The organism is Paenibacillus sp. MDV22-iso6 (assembly GCF_058408365.1).
Window position 1 is genome coordinate 57,382 of the sequence record NZ_JBZVDZ010000007.1, and the last position, 20,617, is coordinate 77,998.

The 20,617-nt window shown below is 47.2% G+C and carries 14 protein-coding genes; all 14 read right to left on the reverse strand.

The features are described from left to right. Position 1: 1 nt before the first annotated feature. The 14 genes from parE to AC4PM4_RS19830 all read right to left on the reverse strand — a co-directional run bounded on the left by parE (position 2) and on the right by AC4PM4_RS19830 (position 20,602). Positions 2 to 1,981 (reverse strand): DNA topoisomerase IV subunit B, encoded by a 1,980-nt coding sequence (gene parE / locus AC4PM4_RS19765; protein ID WP_072733384.1) that lies wholly within the window; start codon positions 1,979 to 1,981, stop codon positions 2 to 4. Between the two features lie 76 nt (positions 1,982 to 2,057). Next, a complete protein-coding gene (locus AC4PM4_RS19770) occupies positions 2,058 to 3,047 on the reverse strand; it encodes an ABC transporter permease (RefSeq protein WP_491614379.1) in 990 nt (329 codons plus the stop codon). Further along, complete coding sequence (locus AC4PM4_RS19775; protein WP_063563175.1) at positions 3,040 to 4,005, reverse strand: ABC transporter ATP-binding protein; 966 nt, start codon at positions 4,003 to 4,005, stop codon at positions 3,040 to 3,042. Before AC4PM4_RS19775 ends, AC4PM4_RS19770 begins: the two co-directional genes overlap by 8 nt. Continuing rightward, positions 4,006 to 4,872: a GDSL-type esterase/lipase family protein gene (locus tag AC4PM4_RS19780; protein ID WP_491614380.1), complete on the reverse strand. Its 867-nt coding sequence runs from the start codon at positions 4,870 to 4,872 to the stop codon at positions 4,006 to 4,008. A 247-nt stretch (positions 4,873 to 5,119) separates the two neighbouring features. Beyond that, positions 5,120 to 5,923, reverse strand: a complete 804-nt coding sequence (locus tag AC4PM4_RS19785) for a CAP domain-containing protein (RefSeq protein WP_491614381.1) — start codon at positions 5,921 to 5,923, stop codon at positions 5,120 to 5,122. Positions 5,924 to 6,272: 349 nt separating this feature from the next. Then, a complete protein-coding gene (locus AC4PM4_RS19790; RefSeq protein ID WP_062328403.1) occupies positions 6,273 to 6,731 on the reverse strand; it encodes a GNAT family N-acetyltransferase in 459 nt (152 codons plus the stop codon). After that, positions 6,721 to 7,908, reverse strand: coding sequence for a formate-dependent phosphoribosylglycinamide formyltransferase (purT, locus tag AC4PM4_RS19795; RefSeq protein ID WP_063563177.1), 1,188 nt, complete (start codon positions 7,906 to 7,908; stop codon positions 6,721 to 6,723). The genes AC4PM4_RS19790 and purT overlap by 11 nt, the downstream gene beginning before the upstream one ends. Before the next feature lie 136 nt (positions 7,909 to 8,044). After that, positions 8,045 to 9,895, reverse strand: coding sequence for an ABC transporter ATP-binding protein (locus AC4PM4_RS19800; RefSeq protein ID WP_063563178.1), 1,851 nt, complete (start codon positions 9,893 to 9,895; stop codon positions 8,045 to 8,047). Then, positions 9,892 to 11,664 (reverse strand): ABC transporter ATP-binding protein, encoded by a 1,773-nt coding sequence (locus AC4PM4_RS19805; protein ID WP_063563179.1) that lies wholly within the window; start codon positions 11,662 to 11,664, stop codon positions 9,892 to 9,894. The genes AC4PM4_RS19800 and AC4PM4_RS19805 overlap by 4 nt, the downstream gene beginning before the upstream one ends. A gap of 321 nt (positions 11,665 to 11,985) precedes the next feature. Continuing rightward, the gene (locus AC4PM4_RS19810) at positions 11,986 to 15,657 is read right to left on the reverse strand and encodes a dynamin family protein (RefSeq protein ID WP_491614382.1); all 3,672 of its coding nucleotides are present in this window, start codon (positions 15,655 to 15,657) and stop codon (positions 11,986 to 11,988) included. 295 nt (positions 15,658 to 15,952) lie between these two features. Beyond that, a complete protein-coding gene (locus AC4PM4_RS19815) occupies positions 15,953 to 16,225 on the reverse strand; it encodes a hypothetical protein (protein ID WP_024630585.1) in 273 nt (90 codons plus the stop codon). A gap of 23 nt (positions 16,226 to 16,248) precedes the next feature. After that, positions 16,249 to 16,944 carry an endonuclease III gene (gene nth / locus AC4PM4_RS19820; RefSeq protein WP_063566827.1) on the reverse strand — a complete coding sequence of 232 codons (696 nt, stop codon included), beginning with the start codon at positions 16,942 to 16,944 and terminating at the stop codon, positions 16,249 to 16,251. 163 nt (positions 16,945 to 17,107) lie between these two features. After that, a complete protein-coding gene (locus tag AC4PM4_RS19825) occupies positions 17,108 to 19,846 on the reverse strand; it encodes an S-layer homology domain-containing protein (RefSeq protein WP_491614384.1) in 2,739 nt (912 codons plus the stop codon). Positions 19,847 to 19,918: 72 nt separating this feature from the next. After that, positions 19,919 to 20,602, reverse strand: coding sequence for a GerMN domain-containing protein (locus AC4PM4_RS19830; protein WP_491614385.1), 684 nt, complete (start codon positions 20,600 to 20,602; stop codon positions 19,919 to 19,921). Between the last annotated feature and the right edge of the window lie 15 nt (positions 20,603 to 20,617).

Genomic DNA, 20,617 nt, shown 5'->3' on the forward strand with positions numbered 1-20,617 from the left:
TCTATTCTTCGTACTCTGTAAAGTCGACATTCTCTACAATCCAGCGTTTGCGTGGATCAACTTTATCACCCATAAGCGTAGATACTCGACGCTCCGCTTTCGCTGCATCAACGATCTGTACCTTGAGCAATGCACGTGTTTCCGGGTTCATTGTAGTCTCCCACAGTTGATCCGGATTCATCTCGCCAAGCCCTTTATAACGTTGGAGCTCCACATTGGTTCCAAATTCTTTCATGTAATTCGCCAGCTCTTCATCGGTCCAGGCATAACGTACACTTGCCATTTTGCCGGATTTGCGCGTGAGTTTGTAAAGCGGCGGCTGAGCAATATATATTTTTCCTGCATCAATTAACGGTTTCATGTAGCGGTAAAAGAAAGTCAGCAATAGTACCTGAATATGTGCACCATCCGTATCAGCATCCGTCATAATTATGATTTTGGAATAATTGCTGTCTTCAACTGCGAATTCGGTTCCAATACCCGCCCCGATCGCCGATGTAATGGCCCGGTATTCTTCGTTTTTGAGGATATCAGCCAACTTTGCTTTTTCCGGATTGAGCGGTTTCCCCTTAAGCGGGAGTATCGCCTGAATCTTGGAGTCACGCCCCTGTTTGGCTGAACCGCCTGCGGAATCCCCTTCGACGATAAACAGTTCATTCCGGGTAAAATCCTTCGATTGTGCCGGAGTCAACTTGCCATTGAGGTTGGAGCTTTCGCTGCGTTTTTTGCCCGTCCGCATCTCATCACGTGCTTTGCGTGCAGCTTCTCTGGCTCTGGAGGCCTGAACCGCTTTGCGAATCAACGTTTGCGCAACCTGCGGATTTTCTTCCAAAAACCGCTGGATATTCTCGGACACGACAGAATCCACTGCGCTTCGCGCGGAAGCGCTACCGAGTTGATCCTTCGTTTGTCCTACGAATTCGACCTCCGACATTTTGACACTGATGACAGCCATCATGCCTTCACGCAAATCATTACCTTCAAGGTTTTTATCTTTTTCCTTAATCATGCTGGTACGCCGTGCGTAATCATTCATCACACGTGTATAAGCTGCTCTGAATCCGGTCTCATGTGTACCGCCACCTCTAGTGGGAATCGAGTTGACGAACGACGCCAGCGTTTCCGTATAACCCGCGTTATACTGGATCGCCACTTCGACCTCAATGTCATCCTTCTCCGCATAGAAGTGAATGACATCATGCAGCACATCTTTATTTTCGTTAAGAAAAGCAACAAACTGGCTTGCTCCGCCTTCGTACATGTACTCATCCTGATTGCCTGAACGTTCGTCCTTGAGCATAATTCTCAGCCCCGAGTTCAGGAAGGCAATCTCCTGAAGACGTTCTGCCAGTGTATCATAATTAAATTGAATGCCGCTCTGGAACACGCGAATATCCGGTTTAAACGTAACTTTTGTTCCCGTTCGATTGGTATTGCCCAATACATCGAGACCAGACACCGGTTCTCCGACATGCTCAACGCCTTTTTTGTCCTGCCAATACTCGAATCGTTGACGATGAATCTTGCCATCACGGAAAATCTCGACTTCAAGCCATTCGGACAATGCGTTCGTAACTGACGCACCTACACCGTGCAAACCGCCTGATTTTTTGTATCCTGATCCACCGAACTTTCCGCCTGCGTGCAAAATCGTAAACACGACCTGGGGAGTAGGAATCCCTGTTTTATGTATACCTGTCGGAATTCCCCTTCCGTTATCCTGAACCGTAATAGAACCGTCCTTATGCAGCGTGATATCGATTTTGGAGCAGAATTTGGCGAGATGTTCGTCGACAGCGTTATCCACGATTTCCCATACCAAATGATGTAGACCCGAAGAGCTGGTGCTGCCGATGTACATCCCCGGCCGTTTCCGTACCGCTACCAGTCCTTCAAGTACTTGAATGTCGTCCGCGTCGTAGCCTGAAGACCCTTGTCCTCCGCCTGTCGAACCTGCCGACATATCGATTTGCTCGACCATTCATGCTCCCCCTTCTTAACTTGCAACTAAAAAAATGCCTAAAATGCAAACAGATGTTTTCTTATCCTTGTCCATTTTAATTCAAGATATCCCGTTTCGTAAAGACAATGAATGACACAAAGAGTGAAGCAATGCCCCAAACACTAAGCACAATAAGGGAAAAACCTAAATTCATCCCTTCGATTGGTGGCAATCCGCCAGACAAATAATTCGGAAGTTCGAGGTTAACCATGAACAAATATTTGGCTGACTGCCAGGATGCGGCCATACTGGTGAGAATAGTTCCTGCTATGAGTGCTGCCATCATGATGACAATACTTGCTGCTGTACTTCGCACTAGCACAGAGACCATGAAGGCAAGCATCGCCACAATTATACTGACGAACCAGATGAGCCCTGCCTGCATTAGCATATACAACCACTGGTCCACTGCATGGACTGCTGACATATCGACATCTGTACCCACAACCCTGAATCCGGTAAAGATCGGCATACCGAAACCTTTATATCCGAATACCGCTCCCGAAATGACATAACAGATGACGTACGCCGACACCACAATAATCGACACGAACATAATCAACGTGATGAGCTTACTCAGCAACACTTTCCAACGTTTGACCGGACGGGTCAGAAGCATTTTAATCGTACCTGTGGTGCGCTCACCGGATACCAGATCCGAGGCAATCGCCATAATGAGCAGTGGTATAAACAATCCAACGGCGTTATTCATGAATTCCCGCGTAAAAGTTACACCGCCAGGCTCCTTCGGATTGATGTCATTCTCCAGATAGTATTGCATTTGCTGGATGTACACAGTCCTGTACTTTTTGTATTCTTCAGGTACCCGGTCACTGCCAAGCGAGTTCTGATTATCCGTAATGGCTTGTTGCAGCTCAAGCCGCCAGTCGCCGCCAAACTTGTCACGATTATTTTCCGCAGATTTCATCTGGGCATACGTAAACATCGGAACCAGGACCGCGAGTACGATAAAAATAATATAAAGACGTTTTTTCTTTACCATTTTGATCGTTTCGTTTCGGATCAGCGGCATGATGTTACTCAATGGATTCACCTTCTGTCATTTTTAAGAATAGCTGTTCCAGCGTAGGCTGAATCCGCTGCACTCCTTCAACCTGAATTCCGGCTTGCACCATTTGCTGGACTAGGGCCGGAATTCGATCTTCATGCATTTCAGCAACGACAGCATTCGGACCAAGCCCTGCAACAATGGTATCGTCCATAACATCTGCAGGCCGATCCACCAAGGAAACACCTGCATTCAACAGCATTTTTTTACCTTCCTCCAGCGGAGTAACATGCCATATCGCCAATTTGGAATGGTCTTCAATCAGTTCATTGACGCCGCCAACTGCCAGCACGCGCCCTGCACTGATAATCGCCACCCTGTCACAGAGAAGTTGAATCTCACTAAGCAAATGACTGCTGACGAATACAGCCATGCCTTCACTTGCAAGCTGTTTGATAAAGACGCGAAGTTCCTTAATCCCTTTGGGATCAAGTCCGTTCGTTGGCTCATCCAGAATCAGCAGCCTTGGGCGACCAAGCAATGCCTGTGCAATGCCAAGTCGTTGACGCATCCCCAGAGAGTAGGTTCTTACTTTATCATGAATCCGCTGATCGAGGCGTACAATATCTACAACTTCCTGAATACGGTCATTATCCACGCCTGGCTGCATACGGGCAAAATGCTCAAGATTTTCCCATCCGGTCAAATACGTGTACACTTCCGGGTTTTCAACAATGGAACCCACATATCTCAGGGCCCTTTCAGGATCACGGTTGACATCATACCCACAGACTTGAATTTTACCTTCTGTCGGTTTAATTAAATCAACTAACATCCGGATGGTTGTTGTCTTCCCGGCACCATTGGGTCCCAGGAAACCGAAAATTTCGCCTGGTTTAACGTCAAAAGTAACATCCTTAATGATCCATTTGCGTCCAATCTTTTTCTTCAGATGCTGCACGGACAATACGGAATCAGTCTGTTCTTGTGCCATTTATTTTCCGCTCCCTTCTGCTGGAGTCTCTGCCTGATATTCCTGTGCAATCCGAACCGCAATTTGCTCGTAGCCTTCTCCATTGGGATGAAAATGATCTGACGACAGATATTGTCCCAGATGATTTTCAAACAGATCAAATGTAGGTACAAGTGTCATCTTGTCCTCATTGTTCAGAACCTTCATTGCAGCATCGTTCCATGCAGCTACAACCGCATTTCCTGGCTCTTTGAGTTCTTTCACATCCCCAAACGGATTGTATAGCCCTATGTAGGCAATCTGTGCATCAGGGTTAATTTCTTTCACTTTCTTCAAGATCTCCTGCAAACGCTTCGACGTCTCCGGTAATGCCGCAGCAAGTGTCTCTGCCGTGGGCGCGTCTTCTCCCTGTAAAACCTGTCCACCCTGGAATAGATCATTGGCTCCGATCGACAACAGAATAAAGTTGGACTGTTGTAAGACATAACGTACGCCTTGTTCATCTAGCTTGCTCAACAATGCGTCTGTTCTCAAACCGTTCACACCCATATTGTTAAGCACTTGCACATCATATCCCTGATCTTTAAGCAAATTACCTGCCCGCCTTACAAAACCAAACCCCTCATCATCCCCAGTACCTCTTGCCAGGGAATCACCGATTACAGCCATTCGAATTTTGCCATCTTTCACCACAGGTGTTGATTGCCCGCTATCCTTTGCAGGTGTCGTTGTCTGCTGTCCTGTACCTAATTGGGCATCTCCCTCAGGAAAAATGACGTCTTTAATGGCGTATCCAAATCCAAATAACAGCAGCAATGTTGTTAATATGGACACTGTACTAATGGTTCTCCAGATCCATGGCGCTGAATCAAGATTTCTTTTTTTCATTCATCACATCTCCGCTCATGTACACCTGGCTGGGTGCTTAAAATTTAAAATGATTTTACATTAAGATGACGCTTTTTCTAAATAACATAAATGTTCTGTCGTTAATTTGCAAATTTTGCCGCTGAATTAAGCAGAATTCAGTTTCAAATATGCTTTTACAAAAAAAAGCTATGTCATGCACAGCTTCGAGCTGTGATGACATAACCTTTTTTTGAACTAAAATCAAAATATTCTTCAATAAAATGAATTAGTTACCGATAAATTCTTGAGCCCAATATCCGTTGTAAAATCCAACACCAATTTTCGTAAAGTTTTTACTTAGGATATTCGCACGGTGGCCTTCGCTATTCATCCAAGCTGTAACAACCTCTTGAGGTGTTTTTTGCCCTTTTGCGATATTCTCGCCAGCATAGCTGTAAGTTACTCCGAATTGTTTCATCATGTCAAACGGAGAACCATAAGTCGGTGATTGGTGATCAAAATAATTGTTGTTGCTCATGTCTTTAACTTTGGCTACAGCCACTTTGTCCAAAAGAGCGTCGGAAGCCAATGCGCTCAGGCCAGCTTTGGCACGTTCAGCGTTCACAAGTTTTACTACTTGAACTGCAAAATCCGATTGTGTGCTCTCGCTACCACTGTTTCCTGTATTGCCTGTAGTCGTTCCAGTTCCAGTTCCACTATTTGAAGGATCTTTGGCTGGTGTAGTTGCCGGTTTCTCTTCTTGAGTTGGTTTTGCAGGTGTTACGGGTTTTGCAGGTGTTGTCGGTTGAGCAGGTTTGGTAGTTTGATCAGGTTTAGTTGTTTGATCAGGTTGTGTTACAGGCTTCTCTACTGTTGTTTGCCCCTCGCCAGTTGATACAGTGTAACCATTATCTTTCAGCCATTGTTCAATGTACGCTTTTAAGCTATCCGCACTCGTAATCTTAAACGTTGTAGTTTTAGTAGTTGTTTTATATGATGCATCTGCAGCGGAAGCAGGGAGCATAACCCCTACGGCGAGTACGGCTGTCAGACTGCTGGTTACCACGGTTTTCATCCATTTCTTCTTCAAATTCATTCATCTCCTTAGAAATATTAGTTATGACAACTTTGTAATTAATACTCTAGGAGTATATCAATTGAATAGTAGATTGTGAACCCATAAATTATGGAAAAGTAACTTTTTTGTCATTTTTAACCCTGTTTCAAAGGGGCGTGGACGGTTTATAGTACATTGCACCATATCCTGCAACTTGCTCTTAAAACACTGGTATATCAACTAAAACCCCAACCATAAAGCTTAAAATACGGCATAAAAAAATGGCATCCGGACAAGAAATGCTTGCCGAATGCCACTTATCTTCTATTTATCATTCACCACACCAAAAACGTGAAGATCGCGATATAATAAAACTCTTTTTCTATAGAAGGACTTTACTGAAACGATAGCCTCTCTTCTGGAAACCAATATGCTCGTAGAAAGAATAGGTTGTTGAAGTCACTTCACGGTTCGCTCCGGTGACAAACAATTGTTTCCCACCTTGCTGTCTGCCCCAATCCTCGGCACGAGCCATCAGACGACGGCCAATTCCGCCCCCACGATGCTCTTGCCCTACAATCAAGGACGTAATTTGTGCGGCAGGTTCCGGATAGGCATGACTTTGCACACATTGCAAGCCAATCACACCAATAATCTGTTCATCCACTTCGGCAACAAGCATGCATGCGTTTGGATTGCTTTCCAAACATTCAATGCGCTCTTTCATGACATTGGCTGTTGTGGGATAGCTGACCTCTCGCATCAGTCCCGTTACCGCTTCAGCATCTCGCAGTTCACACTCTCGGATCATCAGTACAGGGGCCTCAACATTATTGGACATGATTTACCTCCACTTTCAGCATATTAGCGGCTTGTACCGCTGTTTTACGAGCTTCTTCCACATCTTGGCCGGCACTTAATGCTACGGCCATTCGGCGTCCCACTTTGGTCTCAGGTTTGCCAAATACACGAACCTGAGTACGAGGAAGTGCCAGTGCTTCTTCAATCCCGCCTACAGTAAAGTCAGATGTTTCATCATTAGCCTTCAGCGTTGCTGAAGCTCCCGGTGTCAGTAAATGTACACCTGTGACCGGAAAACCAAGAATTGCACGCACATGCAGCGCAAACTCGGAACTATCTTGCGTTACCATAGTAACCATGCCTGTATCATGCGGACGAGGCGATACCTCGCTGAACACAACTCCATCTGATGTCAGGAATAATTCGACCCCGAACAGTCCATAACCACCGAGTTCATCCGTAACCAACTTGGCAATATGACAAGCTTGTTCCCATTGCTCTGGTGTCATCGCATGAGGCTGCCACGATTCGACATAATCCCCATCTTTCTGAATATGACCGATCGGAGGACAAAATACAGTCCCTGAGACAGATCTAACAGTGAGCAGCGTAATTTCGCTGTCAAACTTCACAAAGCTTTCCACAATGACACGTACGGATTTGCCACGTGCTCCCGAAAGAGCAATGTTCCAGCAATCCTCTACGTCATCCGATGTACGGCATACACTCTGCCCTTTACCGGAAGAACTCATTAGTGGTTTGATGACGCATGGTGTACCCAATTCACGAACAGCTTCCTGAAGTTGTTCCAGGTTGTCCGCAAAAAGATAGGCCGCTGTCGGAAGGTTCAATTGTTCGGCTGCCAGACGGCGGATGCCTTCGCGATCCATCGTTAAACGGGCAGCCCGGGCCGTAGGAACGACACAAAATCCTTCTTCCTCAAGCTCGAGTAAAGCTTCTGTTGCGATTGCTTCAATCTCAGGTACGATGTAATGAGGTTGTTCCTTTCGGATCAATTGTTTCAGAGCTTCGGCATTTAACATGTCGATGCAGTAAGACCGATGCGCAACCTGCATGGCAGGTGCGTTTTCGTAACGATCAACAGCGATCGTCTCTACTCCCAGTCGTTGAGCCTCAATAACGACCTCTTTTCCCAATTCTCCGCTGCCCAATAGCAGCATTTTTTTGGCTTGAGCCGAAAATGGAGCACCCCACATGTTCTTTCCAATCCTCCCAAAGAGAAATCTTCTATATCTATCTCTCTATTTTCGGGGTTTTGGTTAAAGAATGCAAGAGTGCTCCCTATTTTTCTTGTGAATTTTACAAGATTTTTTGTGTTTTTTCGATCAATTTTTACAAAAATCTGTATTGAGCTTCTATTAACCCATTATAAACTCCTTGTTTCTGGATAAGTTGCTCATGGTTTCCTTCTTCCTTGATTTCACCATGATCCAGCACGATAATGTTATCCGCATTTCGGATCGTGGAGAGACGGTGGGCCACCATAAAGGAAGTTCTTCCTTGCAGCAACACTTTCAAAGCCTCCTGAATTTTGAGCTCTGTTTCGGTGTCGATACTGGCAGTTGCTTCATCCAAAATCAAGATTCGAGGGTCAGCCAGCAAGGCACGGGCAAAGGATAACAATTGCCGCTGTCCCATCGATAATACATTCCCGCGTTCTTCGACTTCCGTATCGTATCCACCCGGCAGCTTCATAATAAATTCATGGGCATTAACTGCCTTCGCAGCTTCTTCCACTTCTTCATTGGTTGCATCAAGCCGTCCAAAACGAATATTATCCCGAATGGTGCCAGAGAAGATAAACGTGTCCTGCAACACAATACTGATCTGGCTGCGCAGACTTTCAACCGTTACATCCCTTACATCCTGACCATCAATGGTGAGACGTCCGCCTGATATGTCATAGAATCGGCTGATGAGATTGATAATGGTACTTTTACCTGAACCCGTATGACCTACAAGTGCAATCGATTGTCCGGCATCTGCAGCGAAACTGATTCCCTTCAGCGCCTGTCTGCCCTTCTCATATTCAAACACCACATTGTCGAATACAATATCTCCTTTAATAGAAGCAAGCGGCTTGGCTCCAGGTTTATCCGCAATACTTGGCTCCTCATCCATAAACTCAAAAATCCGTTCGGAGGAAGCCATAGCAACGAGCAACTGATTGTACATCTGTCCCAGACGGTTAATCGGGTCCCAGAAGTTGCCGACATAGTTGGCAAAAGCTACGAGCAATCCGATTGTCAGCTGCCCTTCTTGAATCAGATAAGCACCAAACCAGAACAGGATTAACGTACCGAAGCCGCCCGTAATTTCAATCAGAGGACCAAAGCCTTGGTTCATGGCCGATGCTCTATCCCATGATTTTTTGCTCGACAGATTCATGTTGTCAAAATACTTCATGTTTTCTTTTTCCTGCGTATAGGCCTGAGTCACACGAATCCCCTGAATGGATTCATTCAAATGGGAGTTGATGCGTGAGTTCTTCATACGTACATCCTGCCAGGCACGGCGGATCAGCACACGCAGTTTGGTCGAAATAATAAACATGAGCGGAACCGTAATAATGACCGCGAGGCCCAGTTTCCAGTTGATCAGCAGCAAAATGACGATAATCCCCAACAACTGCACACAGTCAATCATGACATTGACCGCACCGTTGGTGAACAGATCCTGCAGGGAGTTGATATCATTGGTGACACGCACCAATACCGAGCCCGCAGGTCTTTTGTCAAAGAAGTTAAAGGACAGCTTCTGGATGTGTTTGAACAAATCCGAGCGAAGATCGTAAATGACCCGTTGCCCGATAATGTTCGTCAATTTGATTCGGTACGTATTAGCCGCCCATTGAATCAGATACAACACAAGTACAGAACCAGCAATAATATAAAGCATCGTCAAGCTTGGCAAACCCGTTGCAGGTGCAATTGCTTTATCAATCGCCAAACTGATCAAAAATGGAACGGACAATTTCGTAATGGTACCCAAAATCATCATTAGAATAATGAGTGGCAAGAGTTGTCTTGCATAAGGTTTCATGTAAGCGAACAAACGTCCGAACTCACGCCAGTTAAACGGTTTTTCAATTATTTCGTCGTCCTGATATACAAAACGTTCATTCATTTTCTTATCAGAGGTCTCTTTGACCTCACGCCTATCGGCTACCGTTTCGGCACTCATGAATTCACCTGCTCCCCAGCCTCCCGCTTACCGCGGGCAATATAATCTGCGTATTGAATCTCATATACGTCCCGGTAAGGTCCAGGCTCTTCAATGAGACGTTTGTGTGTGCCACGTTGAACGACACGTCCTTCATCCAGTACCAGAATCTCATCTGCGTGACGCAGGGAAGAGATCCGATGCGCAATGATAAACGTCGTTCTTCCACGCATGACTTCCTGGAATCCGGATTGAATTTCATGTTCGGTCTCCATGTCGACTGCACTGGTTGCATCATCCAGAACGAGAATTTTCGGGTTTTTCAGCAGAGCTCTAGCAATTGCAATCCGCTGTTTTTGCCCTCCCGACAAGCCCATTCCCCGCTCCCCGACGACCGTATCGTATCCTTCAGGGAATTCCATGATGAATTCATGTGCTTTGGCCAGTTTGGCTGCACGGATAATCTCATCCATGGTTACATTTTTGAGTCCATATGAAATGTTGTTGCGAATGCTGGAAGAGAACAGGAACGTTTCCTGGAACACAGAAGCAATCTGACTCCGCAGGCTGCGAATTCCAATGTCCTTAATATTCTTGCCGTCCAGCTTGATGGTGCCCGAGTTCACGTTGTATGCACGCATCAGGAGCTGAATAATAGTTGATTTACCCGAGCCTGTTCCTCCCAGGAAGCCAATGACGGAGCCTGGTGGCGCATCAAAGTTAATATCGGTCACTGCCGGCATTTTATTGCCGTAAGCAAAGGTAACGGATTCAAAGGCCACATGCCCTTTGACTTGATCAGCCTCTACAATGACCGGATCTTCTGTCTCTTGTACATCTACCGGCGTATTCAAAAGTTCCAACACCCGTTCACCCGATGCTTTGGATTGCGTATAGTTATTGATATGGAAGCCAAGGTTCCACATTGGACCGATTATGTACCAGATCAAACTGAAAAAGGCAACGAGTTCACCGAGTGTTAACGTTTTCTGAATAACCATGTTTCCGCCAATGAGGAGCAGAAGAACTACGCTGACCGAAGCGAGAATCTCCATGATCGGAAAGTATTGACTCCATAATGTTGCTGCATGAATCTGGTTCGTTTTGTAACGCTCGTTACGGACGGCAAACTTCTCCACTTCGTGAGGCTCACGTGCAAATGACTTTACAGTACGCACACCTGTAATATTCTCCTGTACTGCTGTCGTCAAAGAGCTGAGTGCCAGCCGCATTTCTTGGAATGCAGGGTGAATTCGGGATTCGAATCTCAGCGCAACGAAGGCAAGCAGAGGAATACATATGAGCGTTAGCAAGGTAAGCTTCCAACTCATGGTCATCATCATGATTGCGCCGAATACGACCATCAGAACCATGTTGAGAATTTGAGCGAAGCCAAATCCGATAAAGTTACGGATCGCTTCGAGATCTCCCGTGAGGCGGGACATCAAGTCTCCCGTTTTGGCCGTGTCGTAATACCGGAAGGATAAAAATTGAAGCTTTTCGTAACAAGCGTTACGAAGTCGGTACGCCAGGAAGTTTCCGAGACGCCCTCCAAAAAGACCGTGTAAAAACTGCATTCCCGCTTTCAGAATAACGACACCTAATACCGTTAAAGCAAGTTTGGGAACGTCTTCAAAATTGCGCGGAGTGATGACGTCATCAATCAGTATCCTTAGCATGTTCGGATACACCAGTCCAAGCGCGGTCGCTATGGCGAGGCATAAGATCGATAAAAATAAATACGAGCGCTTCTCCCAGAAAAAGATCTGCAATTGCCTGAGAACATCCATGTCTCTCCTCCTCTTATATCGTTCAAAATCAGTATGAACATTTATGAAGTTTATCACCGTCCCCCCTTCGCGGCAAAGCGAATAAGCGACCATATTCAGGCTACTTTCACCTTAATGCGTCATTAAGGGAGGTAGATACCCTTCTATCAATCAAATGTTTGAATATTCTCTTCCTTTCAGGTTGTTCGTACCAAAAAAGGCTCCCTGTATACCTTTAGAGGCAGGGGCCTTTTTTGGTACAACGACAACATTTCAACATATCGCTGTATATCTCATTTCGCTTTTCAACCGTTTACATACAGACATGGATTTGAATACCTTTTATTCACATTCAATCTGCCCCAGTTGTACAGACAGACTCTCCCATTCTTCGGCAGGAATTCCACTGGTCAGAGTCTCATGGAGGGCACTCACGGCCTCCTCAAGTCTCTCTTCCAATTGACGGGATTGATGCTGCAAAGACTGCCCAAGCTGGTTGTCATAGAATTGGACCAGCTTATTCTCCGCAGCAGGCAGAACATCGATCACCATCTGTTTAATAACTGGGTCAAGTGCCTCCTGCAGCCGCTGTCGTCCATCTCCTTCGAAGAACTGTTTCGGATTACGGAAATAACTCAGATATGTTTTCCAACCCGAAGGTTCTTCCAAACGCACCTCGTCCAGGACAGGTGTACTCCAGCGTTCGTTCAGCGGCAACGACAGATCCATTCCTCCGGATAATCGTTTCAATTCATCTACACATTCGGTCACTTGTTTGTGCAGCCAAGTCTGACCCGCCTGTTCGAGTCGGAGTGTAGTAGCAAGCAGTTCCTGCTCCAGTTCGATGGCAATCATGCGCAGCAGTTCGCGACCGCAGGCTGCAAAGGCTGCTTTCAGATTCCCGCGATCCTCACGAAGAACGGATGGATGGAACGCTTCTGCCATGAACAGACCAAAACGATAACCCAGGCGCTGCCGCACATGGAACAGAAGTTCAGACGTTTCCTGAGCCAGTTCTGCCTTCATGGACCGTTCCGCAAGCAAATGTACCCTCTGAAGCGACTGTTCCTGGATTGAGCCCAGCTCATCCCGACGTCGCTGTAGAACCTCTTCCCCCTGAGTTGCATCCTCGGCACGTGTCTTCAGACGTTTTATCACCCGTGCGATCTCTTCAGAAGCTCCACCAACCGCAAGGTCCGCAAGCTCACTTCCTGCAAATCGGTTAAATTCTTCCTCGAACTGAATGAAGCCGGATTGCTCCAGCAATGTCGCATCGTTGCCCGTCTTGCCTTCCATTGCCAGCATGCTGGATACAGGAAATAGGCGTGGTGCCCGAATGCCATTACTGCGCAGCTGAGTACTCACATGGTCAAGAACCTGCTCCAACTCCTCTTCAGAGGAAGACAAATCACTTGCATTAACCACAAAGAACATCTGATCCATCGCCGAGCTGTCTTTGACGCGTCCCAATTGATTCAGGAATTGTCGGTCTCCTTGAGAGAAGGCATGATTGTAGTACGTTACGAAAATGAGTGCATCCGCATTCTTCATATAATTGAATGTGACGCCCGTATGACGGGCATTCACAGAGTCAGCCCCTGGCGTATCTACAAGGACAATGCCTTGTTCTGTCACATCACAACTGTAGTAAAGGTCAATACTGTCGACAAAGCAAGACTTCTTCTCATTGGCGACAAAGTTACGATATCCGTTCAGATCCACCAGCACATCCTGGCCGAGTTGAGCTGCGGTATCCTCCCAGCCTGCTGCGGCTGCCTGCAAAAAGCTGTAATGCGGGCGCCCCGCCGGATGCACATCCTGTGGTGAAAGGGCTTTGACGCGTTTTTGCCAGTCTGCCCCAGGCTCGCCCAGTCCAAGCAAACGGAAGGAATACGCAAGATCCTCCTGGAAGGCGTCCGGGGACTTCATCCGGACCCGGGCAGTTCCATGCTCCGCGCCACCGGTCGGAGCCATGATCCGGTTAATTGCCGCTGTCGTTGGATGCGGCGAGACCGGTAACACGGCTTCGCCCAGCAACGCGTTGGCGAAGGAGGACTTACCGGCGCTGAACGCTCCGAACAGCGCCAGCGTAAACGTGCCGCCCGCAAGCGAAGCCGCGCGTGCACGCAGATCCCGTACCGCCGACCCCATGGCGGGGTACGGCTCTACCAGCGCAGCGGCGGCTTCCAGCCGTGCCGCCGCTGCGTCCAGGCGCCGGCGACGCTGTGCGCCAGCCGCCGGCTGCCCGTGCACCGCCGCTTTGCGTGGCGGCGGTGCCCCTGGAGTCTGTGGCTGCGCAGCCACAGACTCTGCCGTGCCCGTGTGCGGGCCGGGTGCTTCACCCGGCTCGTGCGCGGGCACGGGCGGGCCCTGCACCTCCGGCAGTAGCCCGGAGGTGAGGGGGCCCGCAGGCGGCAGCAGGCTGCGCAGCCCTGCTGCCTCGGCGTCGGCGGCGCGCAGTAGCGCCGTGTAGCGCGCCGCCGACGCGGATTGCGCCAGCAGCGCTGTGCGGCTGGCGTCCAGCGCCTGGAGCGCGGCTTCGCCCTGCGCGCCCAGCGCTTCAAGCAAGCGGTCGGCCAGCATCATGGCCGACCTGCGGTAACGGGCCTCAATCTCGCCCCGTATATCTTTGCTGAATTGAAGCACATACTCGGGAGATACTTCTGCGCTGGCACTCCGTTTCATCTCCAGCAGTGCTTCATCTACTGTAGGCAGCTCCGCATTCAGCGCCTGCTCCCACTCAGCACCCCACAGCTGATGGGCTTCGCCCAACTGTCTAAGCATGGTACGGATATGCACTTCTACTTGTCCCGAGACCTGATCATGCAGAAGTCTCACAAGCTCAGCGGCACGACGCGTTTTCTCCTGCTCGGTTTTGCCACCAGAGAACAATAAGCCTACCCGGAAACCGGGTTTACGGCTCTCCAAATAGGCCGCCGCAGAGGTACGAATATCGGCAGGGGTTAGGTTCGCATTTGCCAGAAGGGGCTCCAACTCCGCCCGAAACTTCTCCCGTTCCCGTGATGGTTTGGAACGAAGTTCTGCTTCCTTTTGATCCAGGAGACCCAACTCCCGTTCCAGGCGTTCAATACCTTCCTTGCCCCCTACTTCCTCCAGGAGCGCTGTCTCTTCCTCTTCGCGTTCTTCCGCCTGTCTTGTCAGATGCTGCTCGGTCACATGGCTCGCAGAGCTTGCAAGGCTGTGCTTGATTAACCCTTCCTTCTCATTCATCATATGTTCAATCAGTTGAGGAAGCTGCTTCCACTGGCTGTAACGATGCTCCTTGTCCCGAAGCGAAGTAAACAGCAGACCATCATACCGGACTTCCCAGGCTGCAAAAATAGCTTCTACACCTTCAACATATTGGTCAAACGAAAGCTCCCGTTCCCGATGTTTATCAATCTGGTTTACGATAAGAAACAACGGTTTGCCCCAATCGGATAAACTTTTGGCAAAAGAAAGGTTGCTTTCCGATTGCACATGGTTATAATCCATCACATAGAACACCACATCGGCAAGATGAAGTGCTGAATGTGTTGCTAGGCTGTGCCCCTGATCGGTCGAATCCACGCCTGGTGTATCAAGTAATACCGCATCATCTTTCAGTAGAGGAATGTCGTCCCATACTTCAATGGAGGTGTATGCCCCACCATTCTTGCAATACTCTTCCAATTGTTCTGGCGAAACCTCAAGTACTCCCGCTGAATTGTCAGCGCTTACGTTCGATGACGTATAAATAAGTGCTCTCGGCTCACCGTTACGGATGGATACAACATTCGCACTTGTAGGTACAGGACTCGAAGGCAAAACCCGCTTGCCACATAAACTATTAATTAGACTCGATTTGCCTGCCGAGAAGTGTCCACAAAACGCAATCGTTAACTGTTTCATTTCCGCCTTACTGATCAAATCCGTTAAAGCCTGTACAGCTGTATGGTCCCCTGTCTGCTCCATCGCTTCTCGCAGTGGAAGCAGAGGTTTGGCCATCTCTACTGGGTAATCTGTTCTGGACATGACTGGCCTTCCCCCTGGCTCCTCTAATTTGACATCTGGTCCGATGTCTTTATCTTATAATTCATTTATTTTACCATTATCAAGTTTGAAATTGAACGGTTTGAATGCAAGATGACTGACAAAGAAATTTTCACATCGCAATTCTCCACATAAAAAAATAAAACCGATCCTGTCGGTTTTATCTGTGAAACGATTGTATTCCATAAGAAGCATGCTGCGTCCATGCCCAATGGGATCACCTTCAAAAGGATAACCCAGTGACATAGAAGCAGCATATCTTATTATTCCAAATCTCTTAAGAAACAGCGTTCTCCATCGAAGGCAGCAAAATTTCAAATACTTGTCCATGCTGCAGAATCGTAATGTCACGACCTTTGTCTCTCATGACAACCACTTCTGGTTTCGTGGACATACGCTCCAAATAATGTTCAGGCACATCGCCAGAATGGCTTACAGTGATACCTTCTACTTCTTTTTCTTCGTTTTCAGCCATTTCCTGTTCAACGATTTGTTCGAAAATATCGGAGAAGGCCTCAAAATTGTCAGTGTACACGGAAATGCATTTCATGATTACTCATCCTCTTCTACTCATTAATTTATTTTTCGTTTTGGGGTTGTGGCACGTTCCTTATCTTTCCTGATTTGGGACGTTTTCATACGCTTTTTACCTTCTCTGCATATGTCCAGCAATGGACAGACATGACATTGAGGGTTTTGTGCCTTGCAATGGTAGCGTCCAAAAAATATGAACCGATGATGAGTTAAAGTCCACTCATCCCGGGGTACGCGCTTCATCAGTTTTTTCTCGACTTCAAGTACGGAGTCATCCCAACCTGCCAGTGCCAGCCTTTTGGATACACGTTCAACATGCGTATCCACCGCAATTGCCGGGACTCCAAATGCATTGGATACAACGACATTTGCAGTTTTCCGCCCGACACCAGGGAGCGTCACAAGCTGATCATGTTCCTGCGGTACATCACCGCCATACTGCTCTATTAAAATTCGGCACATGTTCTGAATATGCTTGGCCTTGTTTCGGTACAAACCGATACGCCGGATATCCTGTTCCAGTTCTTCGAGAGGAACAGACAGATAATCGGCAGGACTGGTGTACTTTTTGAACAAGTCTGCGGTTACCTTGTTTACCGTTTCGTCGGTGCACTGGGCAGACAATAGGACGGCTACAGTCAATTCAAACGCATTGCTGTGATTTAATTCGCAATGTGCATCAGGAAACATCGCTTCCATTGTTTCGAGTATATGTCTTACAGTGGCTGCATTCATGAAGAGCTACCTCCCACAAAATGACTCCACACGGTGGAGCCTTACTTCGAAGCTTTTTTCGAGTACTTTGCGGGGACCCCAAAAATCTTGCAAAAAAAACGTCTTGATACGGGAAAGATCCCGCATCAAGACGGTCATTCTTTTGATCCTCGAAAAGAAACGATTACTGTTTTTGAATCTCCAGTACAACGTTGTTCAGGAGATACAATACAATATTATCATTATCTTTGAGAGATTGCACGCTTAAAGTGTTGTCACCCTGGTGAACAAATGCGCCTGTACCCAGTGCAAAACGATAATTTGTGTCAGATGTGGACTCGCGTTTAACCAAAATTTGGTTGCCTACTCCATCATAAGACCAGAACTGTTTGCTCATGACTGTCAACACTCTAAAACGGGTAGAATTATCCGTATCTTTCGTCATTTCAACACGATCACCTACAGTAAGACTGCCAAGTGTGGTTAACGTAGATCCCGATTTAACCACTTTTACAGAACCACTAACAGGAACCGTCTCACTTTGACCATTGAACAGTTTCAGTGTAACTGACGAAGCGTCAACAGATGTAACCTCCGCTAGCGTACGTTTAACGACTTGAACCGCTTTAGGCGTAGTTCCCTCAAATGTAACGTTAATCAGGTTGCCGGCTGTCAATTGCGAGACCGTAATGGTCTGACCACTTTCTCCTGTCAGAGCCGCTTGATCGACATAGAACTGACTTGTCAGCGAATCCGATTTCACACGAACACGACCATTCGTCTCTACAGAAACTACTTCAAATTGAGCCACGGTGTTCAAAGCCACTTTCTGTACATAGTCCTGATTCGAACCCAGCGTAACTGTGACACTATCACCGATCTTCAGGTCACTCAGACTTGCTCCAGATTTGTTGTAAATCTCTATTGTTGGAACCGTAGAGTACGGCACCGTGATCGTCTGGTTTCCAGACAACAAACTGATTTTTCTACCCGCAGTATCAATACTGCTGATTGTGCCTTCGTATTTATAGATCACTTTAACGGATAACGCACGAGTTCCCACATACGTCAGATCCAATTTGCGACCATCATTCAACAAAGATTCCAATCCAGCAAGTGTAGGCTTCGATGTGTTGTAGTCCAGCTTCGTTTTGTCATCCAGCGTGAATACAAACGGTTTTTTATTGCTGTCCAGAACCGTCAAAACTTTTGTTTTACTGTTGTAGGATACAACGGAAACTCCGTTCATTGGCTCCATCTGACGTCCGATCACTTGAATGCGCGTCACACGGTCTTCAGAGTTTAGCGTAAGTTCAACCTGATCTCCATTAGTTGCGTCTGTAATCAGATCATTCAGCGTAGCATCCTGGATTCCGTTAATAACTACTTCCGGTTTTTCTGCAAGCAGCTTCGCTTCCAGCGATCCACTTTCACGTTTAAACGTCAGTGTCGATTGGTTTCCACCGATCTCCACCAGTGTACCGCGTAAAGACTGCTCTACACCTTGCGACAATTCAATTGTTTGCAGGATGCTGTCTTTCACCGTATACTTCACTGCACTTCCCGCTTTGAGCTCAGCCAAGGAAAGGATTCGGTCTTGATATCGAATGATCAGATTATCGTTATACGTGTATTGCTCTGTAGTTCCCGCTGCATTGGTAAGCTTAATCGTTTTGGCAGAAGTCGTGACTTCAGCAACGACACCACTATCACTTTTGTTGACAATTCCGGACTTCACACGAACAACAACTGTCTTTTTGTCAGCCGAGAACGTCTCACGTTGTACTTCAATGGTGCTATCTGCTGTAATATCAGACAGTTTGATTGCATTTCCATTTTGGTCCATAAATGCTGTTGCCTCATCATAGCCGTACGTTTCATAATTCTCGCCTACAAACAAGCCAATTTTATTACCTGATAATGAACGAGCAAACGTACCTTCAACGCTTTCTACCTGCGGCGTAGCATCGACCACTTCGACATAGGAAGCCGTACCGGTAGTACCTACAATCTGAACTTTTGTATACAGCTTCACATCCGCAGACGATGCACGGGATTCACTGTCTTTTGTAAAGTAAGGCGTACTGCTGTTCACTGCGAAGTTAACAGCTTTTCCGTCCACAACAAGCGTAATCTGCCCATCTTTTAATCCTGTTACATAACCTGTGGATGTGTTCGCATACTTCGTATCCGTTAACGTTTCGCCGCGGCTAAAGAATGTAGCAAGTTGGGCACGAGTTACAGAGCCCGTTGGGTTAAACTTGTTGCCTTCTACACCTTTGGCCAGATCCAAACTTACAGCCAGATTGATGTACCCTTTGCCACTTTCGGAAATGCTATCATTATCTGCAAATCCGGTAGATTGATTGTTTTGTGCCTTCGCTTCAGCATCTTTGTTCAACGAACGGATCAGCAATTTTGTAATCCATTCACGTGATGCCTGCTTCTGCCCCCAGGATGTTTTGGATACATCCACAGTAGATTCTTCGGTTTTATCTATCAGTCCCAGTTGAAGCGCCAAAGCGACATATGGCTTGAAATAGTTTCCCACTTCCATATTTGTCGGTAATGCCGTAGCCGTGCTGTCGTTCAACTGGTTCTCCTTGTTCATAAAACGGATCGCCATCGTCACAGCTTCCTGCTGTGTTACCGCGTCTCCTGGACGGAACAGGCCGTTGTTACCGAGAAGAATGCCTTGATAGGCCAGTTTGTACACATGTTTCTCAGCCCAATATCCGACCTTGATATCACTGAACAAACCGGTTGGTGCAGCTGTATTGCTTACAGTTGCAGTCTGGCCTTGCCCCGTACCTGTTGATTCTGCTGCCATGGCAGCTCCGCCAGCGCTAAGGGCCATCATGCCTGCAAGCACGGCTGAAACTACTTTTTTAGAGTGTGATGGATTGTTATATTTAAAAGTCACCTGTGATTCCCCTCTCTCATGTAAAACGGCCGATATTCCGCAGATTCATGGTAAAACAACATGCTGTACAACCTATTCGGATCGTGTCATTGGATGCTCAAGATCCACATGGCCCATCAAACTCTCGGATTGCTTGCCATCTACCAGCAAATCAAGTGATTTGACTTCATCAAATTGGAAAAACGTCTGTTTCAAAGCATCAATGGCAAACACTTCGCCACCTGCACCAAGACGTGCTGTATCCGGCATGTGAATATCCAGGGTAAGCGCGCCGTCTTTGAACTGAACAGATTTCAATTCAATTTCTTTCGCCCAAAGCGGAACGAGGTTGTCGTCCTTGCTTTGTTGCAGCGCTGCAAATGCAGCCTTGTACTTGGCTTCATCCGAAGCGTAAGAAATATCTGCCGATGCTTTGTGCAATTCCAACTCTTCTAGATCTGTGTAGTACACATCAATGGTCTTCTTCTCATTGCTTTCGGAAGTTCCAGGTTTCTCTGAAGTAGTTCCACCCGATGGAGTCGTTGTACCCTCCGTAGTGCCTTCAGTGGTATCCGGTGTCGTTGTCGTTGTATTCTCCGGATCCACAGTTACAGGTTCAGTAATATCCGTCTCATTCTGATCCTCAGACGCATTATTCTCTGTTCCCGCACCTTGAGTCTGATTTGGAGCTGGAGCAGCTGTTGGCTTGCTTCCACATCCAGCAGCAACTGTCATAACCGTTACCAGCAGCGCTGCAATCCATAATTTTTTGTTCATTCTAACTCCGCCTCC